Source organism: Streptomyces sp. NPDC002835, assembly GCF_053591995.1.
In genome coordinates, this window is the sequence record NZ_JBSFUW010000005.1 from 258177 (window position 1) to 276069 (window position 17893).

At 68.8% G+C, this 17893-nt stretch carries 14 protein-coding genes and 3 pseudogenes; 5 read left to right on the plus strand and 12 right to left on the minus strand.

All coding sequences use genetic code 11. From position 1 onward, the window contains the following. Window positions 1-525: 525 nt before the first annotated feature. Both ACWD01_RS08240 and ACWD01_RS08245 read left to right on the plus strand, forming a co-directional pair. The gene (locus ACWD01_RS08240) at window positions 526-1119 is read left to right on the plus strand and encodes a hypothetical protein (protein WP_451159335.1); all 594 of its coding nucleotides are present in this window, start codon (window positions 526-528) and stop codon (window positions 1117-1119) included. Between the two features lie 293 nt (window positions 1120-1412). Continuing rightward, a complete protein-coding gene (locus ACWD01_RS08245) occupies window positions 1413-1847 on the plus strand; it encodes an Imm49 family immunity protein (RefSeq protein WP_451159403.1) in 435 nt (144 codons plus the stop codon). Here the strand turns inward: ACWD01_RS08245 and ACWD01_RS08250 are convergent. The 3 genes from ACWD01_RS08250 to ACWD01_RS08260 form a co-directional block, all read right to left on the minus strand. Then, entirely contained in the window at window positions 1795-2784 is a 990-nt protein-coding gene (locus tag ACWD01_RS08250; protein WP_451159337.1) for an alpha/beta fold hydrolase, read from the minus strand. The two genes, ACWD01_RS08245 and ACWD01_RS08250, sit on opposite strands and share 53 nt — an antisense overlap. Window positions 2785-3005: 221 nt before the next feature. After that, window positions 3006-3593 carry an SMI1/KNR4 family protein gene (locus ACWD01_RS08255; protein ID WP_451159339.1) on the minus strand — a complete coding sequence of 196 codons (588 nt, stop codon included), beginning with the start codon at window positions 3591-3593 and terminating at the stop codon, window positions 3006-3008. 199 nt (window positions 3594-3792) lie between these two features. Next, window positions 3793-4422 (minus strand): hypothetical protein, encoded by a 630-nt coding sequence (locus ACWD01_RS08260; protein ID WP_451159341.1) that lies wholly within the window; start codon window positions 4420-4422, stop codon window positions 3793-3795. 315 nt (window positions 4423-4737) lie between these two features. Between ACWD01_RS08260 and ACWD01_RS08265 the strand changes: the two genes are divergently transcribed. Then, on the plus strand, window positions 4738-5307 hold the full coding sequence (locus ACWD01_RS08265; RefSeq protein ID WP_451159343.1) for a hypothetical protein: 570 nt from the start codon (window positions 4738-4740) through the stop codon (window positions 5305-5307). Window positions 5308-5839: 532 nt separating this feature from the next. On the opposite strand, the gene ACWD01_RS08270 is transcribed toward ACWD01_RS08265, so the two are convergent. From ACWD01_RS08270 to ACWD01_RS08295, 6 genes are all read right to left on the minus strand, one after another. Further along, window positions 5840-6880, minus strand: a complete 1041-nt coding sequence (locus ACWD01_RS08270) for a vWA domain-containing protein (RefSeq protein ID WP_451159345.1) — start codon at window positions 6878-6880, stop codon at window positions 5840-5842. Window positions 6881-7646: 766 nt separating this feature from the next. Further along, the gene (locus ACWD01_RS08275) at window positions 7647-7973 is read right to left on the minus strand and encodes a hypothetical protein (RefSeq protein WP_451159347.1); all 327 of its coding nucleotides are present in this window, start codon (window positions 7971-7973) and stop codon (window positions 7647-7649) included. A 650-nt stretch (window positions 7974-8623) separates the two neighbouring features. Then, window positions 8624-9112, minus strand: a complete 489-nt coding sequence (locus ACWD01_RS08280; protein ID WP_451159349.1) for a hypothetical protein — start codon at window positions 9110-9112, stop codon at window positions 8624-8626. After that, the gene (locus ACWD01_RS08285; RefSeq protein ID WP_451159351.1) at window positions 9100-13893 is read right to left on the minus strand and encodes a putative T7SS-secreted protein; all 4794 of its coding nucleotides are present in this window, start codon (window positions 13891-13893) and stop codon (window positions 9100-9102) included. Before ACWD01_RS08285 ends, ACWD01_RS08280 begins: the two co-directional genes overlap by 13 nt. A gap of 2 nt (window positions 13894-13895) precedes the next feature. Continuing rightward, window positions 13896-14552, minus strand: a complete 657-nt coding sequence (locus tag ACWD01_RS08290; RefSeq protein ID WP_451159353.1) for a hypothetical protein — start codon at window positions 14550-14552, stop codon at window positions 13896-13898. After that, a complete protein-coding gene (locus ACWD01_RS08295) occupies window positions 14542-14964 on the minus strand; it encodes a hypothetical protein (protein ID WP_451159355.1) in 423 nt (140 codons plus the stop codon). The genes ACWD01_RS08290 and ACWD01_RS08295 overlap by 11 nt, the downstream gene beginning before the upstream one ends. A 1031-nt stretch (window positions 14965-15995) precedes the next feature. On the opposite strand from ACWD01_RS08295, the gene ACWD01_RS08300 reads away from it, so the two are divergent. Together ACWD01_RS08300 and ACWD01_RS08305 are read left to right on the plus strand one after the other, a co-directional pair. Then, on the plus strand, window positions 15996-16406 hold the full coding sequence (locus ACWD01_RS08300) for a transposase (RefSeq protein ID WP_451159357.1): 411 nt from the start codon (window positions 15996-15998) through the stop codon (window positions 16404-16406). A gap of 20 nt (window positions 16407-16426) precedes the next feature. Further along, a pseudogene (locus ACWD01_RS08305) lies at window positions 16427-16557 on the plus strand (IS256 family transposase); the annotation flags it as partial. A 239-nt stretch (window positions 16558-16796) separates the two neighbouring features. Here the strand turns inward: ACWD01_RS08305 and ACWD01_RS08310 are convergent. The 3 genes and pseudogenes from ACWD01_RS08310 to ACWD01_RS08320 all read right to left on the minus strand — a co-directional run. After that, on the minus strand, window positions 16797-17222 hold the full coding sequence (locus ACWD01_RS08310; protein WP_451159359.1) for a hypothetical protein: 426 nt from the start codon (window positions 17220-17222) through the stop codon (window positions 16797-16799). Between the two features lie 331 nt (window positions 17223-17553). Next, window positions 17554-17733, minus strand: a pseudogene (locus ACWD01_RS08315) (ISL3 family transposase); the annotation flags it as partial. Next, window positions 17731-17886, minus strand: a pseudogene (locus ACWD01_RS08320) (IS5/IS1182 family transposase); the annotation flags it as partial. The pseudogenes ACWD01_RS08315 and ACWD01_RS08320, both read right to left, overlap by 3 nt. Between the last annotated feature and the right edge of the window lie 7 nt (window positions 17887-17893).

The window sequence follows — 17893 nt, forward strand, 5'->3', positions numbered from 1 at the left end:
TCTCCCCGACGGTCGGGGGGCCCTGCGTGCCATGGCGCCTTCGACAGTCGGCGCTGCTTGATAGCGTCGGTCCACTGACTGATCGCATAGGGGGGACTGTGACACGACGGGGGAAAGCGCTGCTGGCCGGGGTGATGGCGCTCGCGCTGGCGGCCGGTGGGCTGGCCTGGGTGACGTGGTTCGGCGGGGATGACGGGGAGCAGCTCGGTTACCGGTGTGATGGTGACCTTGCCGTGGAGGAGGCCAGAGCGTTTCTGGGGGGTGGCGAGATTGCGGCAACAGGTCAAGTGGGTGAGTGGGGCGGCCACAGGACTGCGGGCTGTTCGGTGTGGGCCGTCGGCGAAGAAGGCTCCGGGCCGTACCTGCGTCTGAAGATCCGGCCCCGGGCTGCATACCGGGTCAGCGGAGCGGCGGAGATGTGCACGCGACGCCCTTGGGCCACGGCTTGAAGGGATCGATAGCCAATCCGTACAAGGCCATCGAGGCGCCGTACTCCTCGACTGCAAGCCGGTCGCGGGGCAGGGCTTGACGGTCCTTGCGGAGTTCGCCACCCCCGACCGCAAAGCTCCCGAGGAACAGGTCCTGAAGCTGGCCCGGGTGGCGACCGCGACGGCCCGGAATGCCGCCAAGCACTACAAGTGCGAAGACAGCCTCGGCGACCGGCCCACATCCCTGCTCCTCTCCGAGGGAGTGGACCGCCCCGTGGCCGAGGCATCCGGTACCTGCGCCGGCACCCTGACCGACACCGAGGCCGCGCGCCACAAGGTCACGACCGTCAGCGAGCGCCCGGCCGGGGCACTGACCGAGTCCTGCACACTGCGCCGTGGCGAGCTGGACCTCTACAGCCTGACCGCCTACTTCGGTCCCGGCGCCGAGCAGGAGCGTTATCTGGACGAGCGATATGCGGTCGAGCCGAAGGGTGCCCTGGTCGCTCAAGCTGCCTGCGAAGGCGGTCTTGGCGAGGGGTACTTCAAACTCGTACGGGCCCGCGACCGGGGGGCCGACGGCACGTTCGCAGCCCACGGCACCAACGACGCCAAGACCCTCAACAGGATCCTCACGTCCTTCGCCAACGCCGCGGCCAATCGGCACGGCTGCGCCACGCCCTCGGTGTCCTAGCCCGCACGCCGGCCCACCGCTGGGTCCGGCAGTCAGGGATCGCCGGGCGCCCGGGGGAGTGGGGTGACATGCAAGCCGATGTCCCGATCGATGTTCTCGGTGTGCCTGCCCCAACAGCACCCGGCCGCCGTGTCAGAGGCTGTGCCTAGGCTGTCCGCACGGACCCGGCCTCAAGGAGCAGCGCAGTGCGGATAGAGCGTCATCAGGTGGATGGGGCAGTCGTTTCGGCGGCGATCGAGGACTTCGCGAACCGGATCGGGGGACAGGTCCGGTCCATGTCGAAGGCCGGCCGGATGGCCACCTACGAATGGCAGTCGACAGCCGACGAGTTCCTCGGACACCTGGGCGCCCTGTCCGTCGAGACGCCCGGCCTCGACGCCACGATCGACCTCAACGTCCTTGCCCTGGCCTGCCACGCCCGCCGCCGGGGCTGGGACATCCGGGTCGAGTTCCCCTACCTTCCCCAACGGCTCCTCGACGCTGCCGCACCCGTTTGGACGTCGGCCGGTCCCGCCGGACGGCGCCCCCGCGCCGAGCCGGCCCCGGCCTCGCAGGCACTCTTGGTGCGGCGCACCTGTGGAGTGCGAAGGGCCCGTGGTCGCGGTGGCGCGGAGGATCCGGGTGTGGCCGGCGTCCAGCCGGTCCGGGACGCGTGCCCTGGTTTCCGCGGGGGCGTCAGTCGGGCCGGGCGGGCAGAGAGGCGAGCCAGTCGGTCAGGAGCCGGTTGATTTCGGCGGGGCGTTCCTGCTGGATCCAGTGGCCGCAGCCGTCGAGGATGTGGGAGGCGGTCAGGCCGGGGAGGGTGACGGGGTACGCGTTGATCGTGTCGGCCATCCATGTGGTGGAGGCGTCCAGGCTGCCGCCGATGAACAGGGACGGCTGGGTGATGGGGGCGCCGTCGAAGTCGGCGAGGTCTTCCCAGTCCCGGTCCATGTTCCGGTAGCGGGCCAGCGCCCCGCTCATGCCGGTCCGCTCGAACTCCCCGGCGTAGACGTCGAGGTCGCTCTCGCTGAGCCAGTGGGGCAGCCGGCCGGTGGGGAGGCGGTCGCGCAGTCTCCCGCCCGGGCTGACGAAGTGCGGGCCGGGTGCGTCGGGCGCGGGCATGGTGTCGGCGGACAGTGCGGCGTAGAAGCCCGCGAGCCAGCCGCGTACGTCGGGCTCGATCTCCGCTTCGGCCCGGCCGGGCTGCTGGAAGTAGGAGACGTAGAACTCCTCGTCCCCGCCCATCCGCGTGAAGATCTCGCTGGGCCGCGGCCCGCCGCGCGGGGCGTAGGGCACGCTGAGCATTCCGACCGCGCGGAAGACGTCCGGCTTGAGCAGGGCGGAGTTGGCGGCGATGGCCGACCCCCAGTCGTGGCCGACGATCACGGCGGACTGTTCGCCCAGGGCGCGCACCACGGCGGCGTTGTCCTCCACCAGCTCCAGCATCCGGTAGGCCTCGGTGGCGCCGGGCCTGGAGGAACGGCCGTAGCCGCGGACGTCGACGGCGACCGTGCGGTACCCGGCCGCGGCCAGGGCCGGCAGCTGGTGGCGCCAGGAGTACCAGGATTCCGGGAAGCCGTGTACGAGCAGCACCAGCGGTCCGGTGCCCTGCTCCACCAGGTGGATCCGGCCCGCGGGCGAGGGGACCAGCTGGTGCGTGACTGCTGTGGCCTGTTTCGACATGACTCCTCCAGGACTCTCGGTCAGCCATACGCGTACGCCAGGATCGGTACCCGATCATGCGTGTGACGGCGCGGGCCTGGCGAGTCTTGTTGCCGGTTCGGCAAAGCGGTCGGTCTGCCTCACGGATTCCGGCGTTCCTCACGGTCCGACACCGGCGACGGCCGGACGGGCGCCTCCCGTTCTCGCGTTCTGGCCCACTTGCCGTGTAGTCGTACGGAGGGTCAGATCTTCGGGGCCAGGCGATGGCTGTTGGGATGGGCGTGAAGCTGAGGTGAGGTGAGTTCCAGGGCCCGGTTGTCGCGTCCGGCGCTCATGTGGTTGAGCCAGCGTTCGTACCAGTCGAGGAAGTCGGTGGCAGAGGACACGTTGGGACCCCAATACCCGTCGCTGTTACCAATGAGGACGCGCCCGGTGAGGGGGCCGGTCACCGCGATGACACATACGTCGGTGCAGCCCATCTCGATGATGTGGAGGAAGAGGTCGCGTTCGTGCGCCCCAGGATCTGCGATGCTGAAGCCTCGGGGCGTCCCGGGTTCTCCACGCGGATTCATGACCAGCAGGGAACGCTGCTTCAACGGAATGAGGCCGTAGAACGGCGCCGCGCCCGAGCCGCCGATGTGTATGAGGAACTGCCGATAGGCGTCGGGCAGGACGATGTCTCTCTCGGCCTCATACGCGGCGACGCGTGCTTCCGCCAGCTTCGGGCCGAGGATGAACTTGTGTTGCTCTTCCCCGAAGGAGTGGCTGCGCAGCGGTTGGAACGGGATTGCGGCCAGCTTGCGACGCAGGCGGGGTATGCGGGGATCCATGATGCTTCTTCTCTCGTTCCCGTCACCTTATGGGCGGCAGGGGGCCTTCTGGCCAGAAGGCCCCCTCTTCCGCAGGAGAGCGAAGCCGCCCCGGCCGAACGTCTGACGTTCGCGCATCCTGATTCGGTTGACGTGTCCTTCGGCGACGCCGGCCTTCAGATGCAGGGGTCGGTGGATCGATCACGCTGAGCAGGTGTGCTCACTGATTCCGCTTTCCTGACGTGAACGGGCCGGACACGGGGGCTACACACTTGTCGACGACGGTCTGCTCGCCGGCTGCCGAGCCCTCCAAGCAGAGCCGTCCGCCCTTGTCACGCAGGTCGAGGAAGAACCGCGTGGTCGTACCGGACTGCTTCAGATCGTGGATGCGCTCGTCGACATAGCCGAGGTCGTTCAGGATCTGCCTGACCTCGGCGGGGGTGGGATCCGCCAGATCCCAGAGCGCCTGGGCGATGCGCTCCTCATGGAGATTGCTCGCGCACCAGTCACGAGCATTCAACTCCACTTCCGGCCCAGCCGTGGGAGCGATGGGCTCGACGTCCGGCGGTGTTTCCACCGCACCGGGCGGCAGCGGCAGCGCCGGACCGCTCGGCGGCGGCTCCGGCGGGGCGCTCGGGGGACACGACTGCTCGATCCTGTCCAGTATCTCCGTGAGGCTGGGCCGGGCCTCGGCGGTGTCAGCGGGCTCGCTTTGGAGTCCGCCGGCGCTTGTCTTCTCGGTGCCGCAGGCGCTGAGCGCCAGAGCGGCAAAAGCTGTCATCACGAGCGTGTGCCGTGGGCGGCGCGGGAAGTGGGTAACCGCGCCGGTCAGGGCAGGGGTTCGAGTCATGCGCCGAGTCTGTAGTAAAGCCGCCCCCTGCACGTGAGTACTGGTACTCACGTGCGCAGGAGTGCTCGCTCAAACTTCGATGAGACGCGCCATCAGGGAGACGAGACACCGGTACATAGGGGCGAGGCTTCGGCGTCGCCATGCTCTCCATGATGGCCATCGCCCCTGGGGCGAACCCTGATCTCGAATGCCCGTCAAAGCGGATCGAGCCCAGTCAAAGGCTCACACCTGCTGGTGGACTCCAGCACTCCAATTGTGAGATCTACCCGTCCGTAGCGTTGACTGACCCGCAAGTGATTGTGCAGGGGTTGGGGGATGAGGGTGAAGTACGGCATACGCGCTGCGGCGCTCGTGACACTCATGGCATGCGGGCTGACGGCGTGCGGCAGCGAAGCCGAGCCGATGTCGGAGGAGGGGATCAGGAAGGCGCTGCCCACCGAGGAGACGCTTCCCAAGGAATGGGACCTCCGCCACCACGAAGCCAACACGGAGGGCAAGCTCTGGGGGACGCGTAAGTGCGAGAACCTCACCGATACGAAGTGTCCCGGCTTCGTAGCTGTGGGCGGTGTGGGTCTGGCCGGCCCTGACTTCATGAAGACCGGCCGCGGGCCCTATGGGGGCGTCACCATCCTCTCCTTCGAAACGGCCGAGAACGCGGAAGCAGCCTTGAAGGGGAGGACCAAGGTCACCCTTTCCGATACCCCGCTGGAGATCCGGACCGGGGCGGACCAGACCGTCGCGCGCAGGAACACGTACTGGTCCACCGTCGCCATGCGCATCGGTTCGACGTTCGTGCTCGTCACGGCCCAGGTGCAAAACCCCCAAAAAGTTGAAAACCTCGCCCAGTCCGTGGCCGACCGCGTCAGGGAGCAGAGCGAAAGTTGATACTCCAGAGGCAGATCGCGATCTTGCTGGTGAGGACGGCCGGCACGGACATGGGTGCGGCCACCGCGTAGGTGCAGCATGCCGGGTGGGTCCGGGTCACCTCCGTGGGGGTAGCCGATCCGGGCCATCGAGGTGTGGGCGGTTGCCGCTCCCGCACCGCGGCCGCCTATAGGCCGATGCCGGTGACGGCGATGATTCGGCTGCTCCGCCGGTGCGGTGCTGTTCATGCCGGCCATCGTGCAACCCGACGCCGACGGCAAGGTCAACGCGGGCGGCGAGAAGGGACAGCACCGTGGCCAGGGCGGTAGCCGGGACGGTCGGGCAGCGGCGGCTTCGGTCACACGCGGGCGTGCGTCTGTCCGCTGTTGGGCTGTGTGGCACCGGCGGCCACCTTGCTGTCTGCCCTCGCCGTGCGAGGGCCCGGGCCGAGTTGGACGCCTCCTGCGCCCTGTTCGGGCCAGGTCCCTTCGGCGTGTGTGCCCGCCGACCCTGCTGCTGAAGGGGCACTGGGACGACGAAGCCCCCCGGTTCCTCAGTTCATCAGCAGCAGCCGCGTGTTGGCTACAAGTTTGCGGTTCACACTGGTGCTCTGTACGAAGATCGTGAAGTCGTCGTTGTGGTCGGGCTTGACACGGACCTCGCTGTCCGGCAGGCCGAGCAGGGCCCGGGCCTCCGGCCCCGCGTACACCCGATCGGTCTTCTTCTCCAGCACGGCGATCTGCTTCCGCGCCTGGATCTTCTCCGACTTGCCCAGCTGGTAGAACGCACCACCGGTCCGGTACGTGTGCCCGCATTCGACGACCCAGTCCCGGATCCCCGCGTCACGCGTCACCGGGATCAGCTGGTACGCCGACGGTTTCACCGGGGTGAGACCGGCCGCTTTGATGGTGTCCTTGTTGACCGCTGCCGCACCTGTGGAGAACACCGTCCGCGATCCCCGGATGCCCTGGGCGCGGCCCACCATGAACTTCTCGGTGGCCTGCCGGATGACCTGCCCGGCCTCCTCCAGACCCTGGGTGCTCGTGGCGTCCCAGATGGCTATGTTCTCCTTCGGGAAACCGCACTGCATGGCCTCGCGCTTGCCCATCTGGTCCGGCACCAGGACGGCCAGCGTCCAGTTGTCCTCCTGCGTCTCGATCATCCCGGCCACGGCTGTCACCAGTTCACGCGGATCCCTGGAGGGGGCATCCGGGCATCGATGACTCGCGTTCTCCTGCCCGTCGGTCAGTACGAACGTCAGGAAGCTGTGGTCGCCGTACAGTTGAGCCGTCTGTGCCAGCTCCCGCTGCGACTTGAGCGCGGCCGCCAGCAGAGCCGTCATGCCGCCGGCCCGGTACAGCTGCTTCAGCGACGGCATCCGCAGTACGTCCTTGTCGTAGACGACGCACTCCACCTTGTCCGCGAAGACGTACACCGTGACACGGGTTTCCTGGTCCAGCTCCCTCGACCGGCGGGCAAGGTAGGCGATCTGCTGGTCGGCGACTTCGACGACCTTGCGGCTCAGGTGCGACATGGACGAACTGGCATCCAACACGAGAGCAACGTGATTGATGTAGTTCTGGTTTCCGGACATGACAGTCCCCCCTGTTTGTTTCCGACTCGATGCTCCTACCGTCTCACCCACCACTGACAATCGCCCCCGGCTCCCAGGGCGGACGAAGAGCCCACCCGGCCCGGAGTGTCCTGGTGTTCCGGGATGCTCAACCGGTTCGACGACCTGCTCGTACCGGCCCCGCCCCGTCCGGACCACGTACCCGTGGTGCGCCCATGTCCCGGGGGCGGATCACCTGGTCGGTGGGCCATGAGGCGGGCCGACCTGGGCTGATCAGTCTCTGCTGAGGCCGTGAGGGGCGGCGTCCGGTTCTTCCGGGAGCGCCAGGATCTCCTCGCGAGCGGCGGTGGCCTCGGTGCCGGCGGGGAGCTCCGCACCGTAGGAGTTGTTGAGGCGTGCTCCGCGACCATACGGCGGCGCGCAGCCGGGCCTCGTTGGCGCGGCACCGGACGTCACTGGCGCGTTCGCGGGCCCGTTCGGTGCGTTGCCGCTCTGGGCAGTTGTCGCCGCGGTTGTCCAGTGCGTCTGGGAGGCGACAGGCAAGTCTGGCAAGTAGCCCCAGGGGCCTGTGCCTTACACGTATCCGAGGGTTGTTCAGGCATGTTCGAGACGTACCAGCCGCCGGACTCTCCAGACCTTGTACGGGACCGAATGAAGTGCGCCGGTCTTCGGGCGAAACAAGGTCACCCATGAGTACAGGCGATCCTCACGCAGACAGCTGCGCGGCCGGCATCGCCCACTCGGTGCCCTGTTGCTGGTGGCCCCGGCTCGGCCCACGTCGCGACTGTCAGGTGTGCGCCGCGACGTAGGCCACGAATGCGCCGGGGATCGCGAGCATGGCGGCCAAGTGCACCATCGCCGTACGTGGCATCCGTAGCGCGGCGGCGATCAGGAGTCCGGCGGCGAGCCATACGCCCCAGATCGTCTGTGCGGTGTCCTGGGCCTGCTCCATGGCCGCTTGCTCCGTTTCGTCCGGCGCCCCGAACGTGATCCCGGACGCGATCGTCGACCACAGCAAGACACCGGACAGGACCAGGTCCCCAACGGCGACCAGGAACGCCACCGGCCCGTCGTACTCCTTTGTCCAGCCCCACAGGCCTGTGCTCGTGCTCATATGCCCAAAGCCTGCCGGGTGGTCCGGCCCAGCGCATGAGTACCCGAACTCAGTAGTAGGGGTGGCGGGGCGGCGTTCCTCGGCTCAGAACAGGCGGATTCCTGAATGTGTCCGGCGCCCCTGCCGGCGCGGCAGGGCTACGCCGATCCACGCGGTCCACCGGAGCCGGTAGCTCTGCCTCCGTGACGAGGCGGCCGCTCACGTACACCGTTGAGCCGGATGTCAGTGCCGGGGCCCAGAATGACGGGCATGATCCAGACACTTCCCGTGGCCCTGCCCGGCACGCTGGTGGACCTCCACCGCATAGACCTGACCGCCCTCTACTCGGGTTCGACAGCATGTCGTCCGTGTGTCGGCATGCGAGCTGCGGTGGGTCGGCCTTCAGCGGGTGAACAACATTTCCACCGCGTCCAAGTGGCCCGGCTTCCCCAAGCTGGACCGGACGCGGGCACCGATCGACCTCTTACGCGCCGGTCATCCGCGACGGCGCGAGTACGGCGCCCGGCCCACTCTGGGGGTGAGGGCAGGGCGAGCCGGGATCCCAGGGCGGGGGCGTGGTCCGGCACGGTGCGCCCTCACGAGGGGGCGGCGCTCGGACATCGGCTGCGGCACTGGAACTGTCGTCTCGACGGCCGTCGGAGGGGCACGGGTCACCCGGAGACGGGCGCAGGCTCTTCCAGGGCGATCACGACCATGACCGGGAGGTCGGTGTCGTGCTGTACCACGCCGGCGGTCAGTACCCGGCCGTCCAGGACCCACTTCCGCACCGCGATGAATTCGTCCTTGTCCGCCGCCGTCTGCTCGGCCTCGGCGAGGTGGTCGGCGAGTGGGGATTGTTCGATCTCGGGGAGGAGGCCGGCCAGTACCCGCTCGCCCTCCTCGTAGACGGCGTCCAGGTCGTCGAAGTAGCCCGACTCGTCGACATCGCGGATCCAGACGGCGAACGAGACGCGGACCGCGCCGCTGCTGAACGCCTGGGTCCATCCCCGGATGCCGTCTTTGTGCCAGGACGTCTCCACCCCGTTGCGGGGCTTGCCCCTGGGCGTCCACTCCTGGGCCGCGAACCTTGCCGCCGCGCCCTCGGGGGTCAGCGGGACGAGGCCCCGGAGCTCTTCCAGCATCGCGTTTACTGCAGCCATGAACTCATTCCACTCATGCCGTTGCCGGGCACGTGGTACGCCTTCAGCTGCCCGCTTGCGTAGGCCTCGGGGAAGGCCTTGGACAGCACCTCGTTCACATGCGCGGCACCCCATTCATTGGACACCATATAGCGAACTCCCTTGCCTCCGAGATCCTCGTTGAGGGCGAGCAGCTTGTCGGTCTGCTTGGTGAGCCGGGCTTCGTCGTAGAAGTCGGAGTCGGGGTTGTACGGAGACTTCTCCCACTCGCCGAGGTTGTCGCCGCCGGTCCACTTGGCCTCGGTGACCCAGCCGTCCCGCGGGCCGCCGTCGATGTGGACTTCCCGACCGTCGGGCAGGATCCACTGCTGCTCGTAGCTCTGGTCGGTGACGAGCCGTTGGTACCGGAACGAGGGGCGTTCGAGTTGCTTCTCGGTCAGCCAGCCCAGCCCCTTGAACCGTGAATACGGTGACAGGCCGAGGGGGTCGCAGACCGTGAACGGGTTGTGCACGTAGGCGACCGGGTTCGGCGACGGTGACAGGCCGAGGGGGTCCGGGGAGGTGTAGCGGCCGGTTTCGGGATCGTAGTGGCGGAACAGGTTGTAGTGGAGACCGGTTTCGGGGTCGTAGTACTGGCCGGGGAAACGCAGCGGGGTGTAGGCGGCGGTGGAGCGGGTCCAGGCGGTGGTTCCCCACAGGGTGGAACGGGACCGCCATGCGATGTCGCCGGACTCGTCGACCAGTTCTGTGGGGGTGCCCACGAGGTCGGTGGCGATGGCGAAGAACCGTCGGTCGACTTCCTCCTGGCGGGCGTCCGGGGTGAGGAGGCGTTCGGTCTGGGACAGGGGGACCAGGCCGCGGTGGTCCCAGGTGAGGGCGACCACGTGCGGCAGATCCGGAGTGTGGACCGTCTGTTCGCACAGCGTTCCGCCGTCCCAGGTGAACCGGGTCTCCTCGGTCACGCTCTCGCCGTCGTCTGCCAGGCGTTGCTTGGCGGTGCGGCGGCCCAGGGGGTCGTAGCGGTAGCGCCATCGGGTGCCGTCGGGGGTGGTCACGGAGGTGAGGCGGTTCTCGGCGTCCCACTCGTAGCGCCAGGTGTCGGGCTTGCGTGAGAGCCGGGTCTTCTGGCGCAGGGTGATCCGGCCGAGGGCGTCGTGTTCGAAGCGCACTCCGCCGGCGCGGGTGATCGTGGTGCCGGTGTAGGCGCGTTCTCCGGTGGCCTCGTTGCCCGGGTGCCGGGACGGCCACGTTGCGGAGGTCTGGTTGCCGGCGTCGTCGTAGGCGTACCGCTCGGTCCAGTCCTGGGCGTGGACGGCGGTGACCCGTCCGGTCTGGTCGAGGTCGAAGGTGTGGGTGCCCGACAATCCGTCGGTCCAGGAGGCGAGATGGCCGTCGGCGCGGTAGGAGTAGCCGCGGTGGTTGAGGGAGCGGTCGTCGACTGTCAGGTGCTGGGCGGAGAGCCGTCCGGCCTCGTCCCACGCGGAGGCCAGGGTGAGTGTGCCGCCGAAGACGCGCTCGATTTCCCGTCCGGCCTCGTCATGGGTGAAGGTGACCTCGCGGCCGCCGGCGGTTATTCGAGCGGGACGGCCGACGGCGTCATAGCCGTATGTGGTGATCGCGCCGGTGGGTGTGGTGCGGCGAACCCGGCGCCCCAGGGCGTCGTAGGCGTAGTTCATGGCGCGGCCATCGACGAGTTCGGTCTTGATCCTTCCGCGTCGGTCGTACACGTAGGCGACCTCGCTGTCCGGGCCGGACGCCTGGAGCAGGCGACCGGCCCGGTCGTACACATAGGCGGTCACCTTTCCGGAGGCGTCCTTGCGGACCGTCCGGCCGAGCTGGTCGTAGTCGTAGGAGATGGTGTGGCCGAGTGCGTCGGTCCGGGCGGTGAGCTGCCCGGCGGCGTCGTAGCGGTAGGCGCGTGGTCGGCCGTCGAAGTCCGTCTCGGAGCAGAGGCGTCCGGCGGCGTCGTACTGGTAGTGCCAGGTGAGGCCGTGCGGATCGGTGACCTTGGTGAGCCGCAGGGCGGCGTCGTGCTCGAACGTATGACGGGCGCCGTCGGGTTGGGTTCGGGCGGTGAGCAGGTCGAAGTGGGTGTACTCGAAGCGGGAGACGCCACCGATCGGGTCGGTGTGGGTGAGACGGTTGCCCTCTCCGTCGTAGGTCCATGACTCGGTCGTACCGCCGGGGCCGGTACGGCGGGCGAGATTGCCGTCCACGTCCCACTCGAAGTGCGTGACTCCGCCCACCGGGTCAGTGATGCGCACCGTCCGGCCCAGGGCATCGCGTTCCAGGCAGGTGACGCCGCCGGCCGGGTCGGTCACCTTTACCGGCAAGCCCGCGGCATCGCAGCGCACACTGGTGGTGGCGCCGAGGGCATCGGTGACGGTGGTCAGCCTGCCCCGGTCGTCGTAGGAGTACCGGGTGGCGGAGCCGGCCGGGTCGGTGACGGCGGTGCGGTTTCCGCGAGCGTCGAACTCCTGGCGCCAGCGGGCGCCGTCCGGCCCGCGGAACTCCGTGGGCAGCCCGAATGGCCCACGGACAGTGCGCAGTTCGCTGCCGTCGGGCCGGGTGACGGCAAGCAGGTGGCCGTCCTCGTCGTAGGTGAAGGCGGTGGTGCGGCCGAGTGGGTCCGTGCTGCTGAGCAGGTTGTCGTGCGTGTCGTAGGCGAACCGGGTGGTGTGGCCGAGCGGGTCGGTGGTGGCCAGGACGCGGCAGCGGCTGTCGATCAGGTGGCGGGTGGTGTGCCCGTCGGCGGTGGTGAGGGTGGTGGTGCGGCTGCCGGTGGCGGGGTCCGGTTCGGTGTAGGTCAGAGTGATCTGGACGTGGCCGGCCTCGCCACCCTCGGCGACGACGCGGTCCCGGTCGTCGTAGACGTAGTCGTAGCGGCTGTTGTTGGAGTCGATCCAGGCGGTGACGCGGCGCCGGTTGTCGTAGACGAAGGCGGTGGTGGCCCCCGAGGGCCTGGTGAGGGCGGTGAGGTTCCCGTCCTCGTAGCCGTAGGACATCAGCAGCAGGTCTGCGCCGCCCTCACCCGCGCCGGTCAGGGTGAGGGCGGTGATCAGACTGTCGCTCACGGCGATGGACACCCGCCGGCCCGCCGAACAGGTCAGGGCGAGCGGGATGCCTTCCTCGGTGCGCTCCACGGCCCACGCGTTGCCGTGGCGGTCCTCGGTCCGCTCCAGCCAGGCGATGCCGTCGTCGCCCGGTTCGGTGTCGGCTGGTGCGGCGAAGTGTCGGGTGAGGCCTGTGCCGGGGTCGGTGACCGTGTAGTGGCCGTCGGCGTCACGGCTCAGCAAGGTACGCGCCGCCCCGGACTCGGGGCGGGTGGGAGCGCCGGGGACGGGGTGCGGGTACGGGATCAGGAGGCCTTCAGCGGTGACGTGGACGACGCCGACCGCGTCGATCTCCAGCCGCTCGTCGACGGTGGAGACCCAGGACGAGCCGAGGAACCGGCCCGCCGTGCAGCCCGACTCCGTACGGCGGGTGAAGACCAGCGGTAGGGTACCGGGAAGGACGAGATCCGTCTGCGGCAGGAACATCCGGCCCGAGGCGAGGTCCACCGGGTCGGTGCCGACGACGGGGCGCGTCGCGTCGGGGCGGTTGTGGGTGCCGTTGGGGACGTTGTCGAGCAGTTTGCGGGAAGTACGTGCGGCGTCTGCGGCGAGCCGGATGCCCTTGAAGGCCGCCCCTCCGCCTCCGGTGGCCGCCGTGAGTGCGGCGTCGGGCAGCAGACGACCGAACCCCTCGTACGGGTCCTTCATGAAGTCGCTGACCATCTGCTTGCCCGTGCCCACCGGGTCATTGGCGGCCAGGACGAGTCCGGCGGCCAGGTTGTTGAGCGACGTGGCGTACTCGGCAGGGTGCGTGATGTTATACGGGTCAAGGGGGTTGACCTGGCGCACGAAATTGAGGATCCCCGCGGTGCCCTTGACGATGCCGCCGCCGACGTGGTCGCCCATGATCTGCAGCTCCTGGAGACCGTCGCCCAACTGCTCGGCGTAGGACGGCTTCTCCGGGGCCTTGTCGCGGGCGGCGCGGACCGCGGTACGCGCCGTCTCGGCGGCCGTGTTCCGCTGCTCCCGTGCCTGGGACAGGATGTCCTGCGCGTCCTGCATCAGCTGCTTGCCCGGGTCGGAGAAGGTCGGAGCGGGGCACGGCGGGAGCGTGGACGGGTCGCGCTGGTCGGCGGGCTTGGCGTTGTACCGTTCGACCGCGCCGTTGTAGTCGTCGATCTTCTTGCGGTGGGCGTTGGCCGCGTCCTCGGACGCTTTGACGCCTTCCTTCCACATCTCGATCGCCGTCTGCGCCTGGTTCTGCGCCCACACCACGGTGCCGGCGAATGCCTCCAGGGCGGCGGCCGCGTCCTCGCAGGCGTCGGCGCCGGTGAACCACTTGGGGGGCTGGGTGCGAACGGCGTTCCGCAGCGCTTCTGCCGCCTCCCCCTTGAGCCGGGAGGACTCGAGTCCCTTGAGTCCTTCACCGGCGCTGTCGAAGGACGTCTGGAAGGCGCGGAGTTGCTTGGCGGTGGACCGGATCTTCTCCGGGCTGCCGTAGATCAGCTTGGTCTTGTCCTCGGTCTGCCCGAGGTCCATCTCGTCGACCTCGGCGCCCATCCGGTTCGCGACCGAACGGGACTGCTCGCGGACCCAGTCCGCGCCGGATTCCCAGCCGACGTCGTCCAGCCGGTCGGCGGTCCAGTTCCCGGCGTCCTCGACCCGGTTGCCGGCCCACTCGACACCGACTTCGACCGCCTTCTCGACCGAGTCGGGCGTGACGTCGCTGATGAAGTCGCCGATACCCATGGTCAGTTCCCCCCGGACTCACCCTGTTGCTGCGCCTGCTGGGCGCGTTCCTCCGGCGACGGGCCGAAGGTGTCGTCCAGCGCCCGGTTCCACTGGTCGTCGGAGATGCCGAGCGCGTCGTTGAGTATTTCCGACCTCTGGCCGCCCTGCCCCTCGGTGAGGACGGCGCGGCCGGTGTCCTTCCAGGTCTGCTCGATGTCCTGCCCCGCCTGCTCGAACGACTCGGCACTCCAGTCCGGGTCCAGGTAGTCCGGCGTGAACACCTCGCCCCAGCCCTGCTGGGCGATCTCCTCCTCGGTGGCATGCGGGTTGCCGCCCATCACGGAGTTGACGCCCACCTTGATCGCGCCCTCGACGTACTGGTCGTGCTCCCACTGCGTACCCGCCGCCAGCCCCAAACGGTTCGCGAGCGCACTCGCGTCGTGCACCAGGGCCCGCACACCCCACTCCCAGCGCTCGCAGAAGTCCTCGAAGTCGACGGAGAGGCCGTGGTGCCCGGCCTCCATACCGGTCATCGCCAGCGCGGAGAAGCCCTTGCCCATCACCGAACCGGTGGCGCCACCGAGGTCGCCGAGCTGATCCATGGTCGCGCCGACGCCCTTGGTGAACCTCGCGACCGACGCCTTGTCGAAGTTCAGATCCGCACCGTCACCGCCCATGGCCGTGCCCCTCCCCAGTCGTGTCGACGTCGACAGCCACACCGTCCGGAACGATGCCCGCGACCGGCGGGAAGAACATCGACCCGTCCTCCGACGCGATGTCCACGGCCAGACCCGCCGGCTCCCCCAGTGTCGCCACGATCTCGTCGACGATGCGCGCCCCCATCAGCGCCGCGTAGTCCAACGGCCGGTCGCCCGGACCGTGATGCAGCGCGAACCGCGCCAGCGCCGTCTCGTCGGTGAACGCACAGATCCACCGCACACCACCCGACCGCGCCGACCACAGACCGCCGTCGGCCGACGGAACCAGAAGAACCGAGCGCCGCATCTCACCGACCAGCGCGCGAGGGTCACCGACGCCTCTTCTCCGCTCGGCGATCCGTTCCGCGAGCGCTGTCCTCGGCTCCTCCACGGCCCCTCCCCGTCATTAGTCGCTGATGGCAGCGTAAGACATGACGCGTAGCCGGGAGTGATGGCTGGTCAGTTATGTGTCGCCGGAGCGGCAGAAGCGGCGTGTGTTCACATCGTCCCGTATGGGTGAGAGTTGTTTCGTGAGGGCGAGACTGTGAAATCGGGCGATGCCGAGCCTGGCCTGGTGGACGCCGTCGTCATTCGGCCCGGCAGTCCCTTCCAGCAGGCTCATCACCCGCTTGCTGGGGCGCATTTCGGTCAGCAGCTTGCACGCAGTTGTCGTGGGATCTCGTGGCTACGGGGCGACAGACGGGAGACCCCGGACCGCAAGGTCCGGGGGCACGCGGCCTCCATCGCCCGGTCGGATACAGCAACTGCCCATGATTCACCAAACTCGCGCGTCGACTTGTGTCGATGGCGGATTCTGCCAGGCGACGAGGCGTATCGCGGGGAAGGGGCGAAAGGCGTCGGGCGCCCTCGAAAGCAGAGTGGGATTCCCCAGCCGGACCCGTGCGCTTCATAGCCCCTGATGGGGGCTCAAGGGGCTTCGGGGGCGATGACCAGACGTCGTGTGACGCCGCCGGCCAGCCGATCCAGTGCCTCGTCGACCGGCCCAAGGGATACTCCGCCTCTACGCAACCTCGGACGAGGCCTGACGCAGCCATCGCCATGACCGTATGGGCGTCGGCGAGGGTTGCGCCGACGGAGCCGCGGATCGCGGTGTCCCGTACGACTACGTCCAAGGTGGCGGGTTTTCTGTGTAGCCGACCAGGTGACTCGGCCACGGGTCCGTGCCATCCGTGCGGCCTGTCCTTGGGTGTACACGTTGCCCACCGTGGCGACCACCACGTGGCAGCGCTCTCCAAGCGGTCGCCGCGTGGACGGCCGCGCCCGGGTCGCGTTCGCCCGGGTCGTCGATCACAGCACCGTAGAGCAGCGCCTGATTCCGGCCGGCCCGTGGGACCTGACGAGTAGGCAGTGGGCCCGGCTGGAGACTTGCTGCCGCGGGGTATCAGGCAGGGTCGGCCGCCGGTGTGGACGCGGCGGCAGTTGATAGACGGCATACGGTGGCGGACCCGGACCGGTGACCCGTGGCGGGATGTGCCGGAGCGTTACGGGCCGTGGGAGCGGGTCCATGACCAGTTCCGGCGCTGGCAGCGGGACGGCACATGGTCGAGGGTTCTCACCCAGCTTCGGTGTGCCGCCCCGGCAGCACGCCGCTGGGGCGGCGAAAAGGGGGATCTTCAGAAGGAGCTGCCCGGAGCCGGGAACGGCAGCTTCGGCGAAGGAGACCGCATCGGTGACCGGTACCGGGGAGCGGGCGCCGGCCAGGCAGTACTCGCACAGCGCTTCGTCGGAATCGAACCCGGCCTTCGCCGCCGGCCGGGGGCAGAGGTTCTCCGAGCCTGCGCACACCAGGCGCACTGTCCGCAGCCTTCGTAGGGCGGGACTGTAAACGTTGGTGCGTTTACATGGCGATCATGTCGCTCGACCCCACGGGGAAGGGCCAGCCCGCTGGACCATGCGCTGGAAGACCGCACTGAACGCCTTCGACATCACTCTCGACGGCCGACTCCCCGCAGCCCGTCAGTAACCCCGAAATACCCGCGCTGCACCGGTTCGCTTTTGCAGACCGCCGCATGCCGCCGGGATGGCCTCAGGGTCGCGTCGGCCCGTGGTGTGCTGGCGGTCGAGGAGGGCCTGGTGAACGTGCAGCTCTTGTAACCTATTTGCTGAGTCCGCCCGACTGCCGGGCAAGGACTCGGTTCCGACCACGTCGGTGTGTGGTGGAGCTGAGCCTGCCCGGCAGTCGGCGGACCGAGTGGGACCCGTCTAGTCCATGAGGCCGTTCTCGAACGGCGTGGTCTGCTCGACCCAGGGGGCCCCGCACGCGAGGGCGTCCGGGACGCCCTGAGTGATCGTGCACTCGGTCTGCCAGATTTCTCCGGTCTTCGTCAGCACCTCGACCGAGACGTTGCCGTCCTGGGAGGCGATGGCGACGGAGCAGGCGCCTTCGGGGTAGTTAGTGTTGTCGCTGAGGTCCGACCAGACGAACGGCGTCGCCTCGGGCGTGAGGTTCCGGATACCGGCGAACGTCTGGCCGTTGTAGGTGACGGCTCTGACCTCTTCGTCGACGTTGGGCCTGTAGGCGTCGATGTCATTGCACAGCAGGCCGTTGCCGTTGGGCTGGTCGGGGCACCTGCCGTCGTTGTCTCCCGGGCGGCACTTGTCGTCGTCCGTCGGTTCTGGCGTGTTCACGACAGTGGGCGCCTTGGCGGGCTGCGCCGTGGCGAGTGCGGGGCTCGAGGCCCCTGCAAGGACGAGAGTGAGGGACACGAGGGTGGCGCCGGCAAGCCATGTGCTGCGTCGGGGGAGCGGCCCGTGCGAGGACCGTGCCCTGGAATCGGGACTCATGAAACTCTCCTGGTTTCGAGAAGTCAGAGAGCAGGCTGACCTATGTGCAGCTGCTGCACCCGGCGGATACCGGGGATTGTGCTCATGGTCACATAGGGCTATCCGCTTTGCACATTGAGTGACCAGGCTGTGGGCGCAGGCTCGCCCCGCGAGAGCGTGTGGCTGCCGGCCCGGCTGTCTCGGTATCGATCAGCACGGTGGCGTAGTGGTGACGTCGGCGCAGAGTGAAGTCCTCGACATCGATCGCGCGGGGCGCCCTCGGTCTGGGCTCCGGGACGCGCAGCAGGGCACGGAGAGCGGTGTGACGCGACACGCGCACCGCCAGTGCCGCCACCAGACGCGCCCCGCCCGACCCGGTGCTCCGGTAGCCGCCGCCCGTGATCACCGTCGTCCTGCCGCTTGCGGCCTTCGCTCCGGACCGCTCCCCCTGCCTTGCAGTCGTTGCGGTTGCCCGCGACCGGGTAGCCGACTGCGACGCCCCGTCGACGAGGACCTGGTGGTTGGTGGAGCAGACC

Excerpts from the sequence above, each read along its gene's own strand:
- ACWD01_RS08245 (WP_451159403.1), top strand. The coding sequence starts at position 1,413 with ATGGCCACCTACGAATGGCAGTCGACAGCCGACGAGTTCCTCGGACAC.
- ACWD01_RS08250 (WP_451159337.1), bottom strand. The coding sequence starts at position 2,784 with ATGTCGAAACAGGCCACAGCAGTCACGCACCAGCTGGTCCCCTCGCCC.
- ACWD01_RS08255 (WP_451159339.1), bottom strand. The coding sequence starts at position 3,593 with ATGGATCCCCGCATACCCCGCCTGCGTCGCAAGCTGGCCGCAATCCCG.
- ACWD01_RS08260 (WP_451159341.1), bottom strand. The coding sequence starts at position 4,422 with ATGACTCGAACCCCTGCCCTGACCGGCGCGGTTACCCACTTCCCGCGC.
- ACWD01_RS08265 (WP_451159343.1), top strand. The coding sequence starts at position 4,738 with ATGAGGGTGAAGTACGGCATACGCGCTGCGGCGCTCGTGACACTCATG.
- ACWD01_RS08270 (WP_451159345.1), bottom strand. The coding sequence starts at position 6,880 with ATGTCCGGAAACCAGAACTACATCAATCACGTTGCTCTCGTGTTGGAT.
- ACWD01_RS08275 (WP_451159347.1), bottom strand. The coding sequence starts at position 7,973 with ATGAGCACGAGCACAGGCCTGTGGGGCTGGACAAAGGAGTACGACGGG.
- ACWD01_RS08280 (WP_451159349.1), bottom strand. The coding sequence starts at position 9,112 with ATGGCTGCAGTAAACGCGATGCTGGAAGAGCTCCGGGGCCTCGTCCCG.
- ACWD01_RS08285 (WP_451159351.1), bottom strand. The coding sequence starts at position 13,893 with ATGGGTATCGGCGACTTCATCAGCGACGTCACGCCCGACTCGGTCGAG.
- ACWD01_RS08290 (WP_451159353.1), bottom strand. The coding sequence starts at position 14,552 with ATGGGCGGTGACGGTGCGGATCTGAACTTCGACAAGGCGTCGGTCGCG.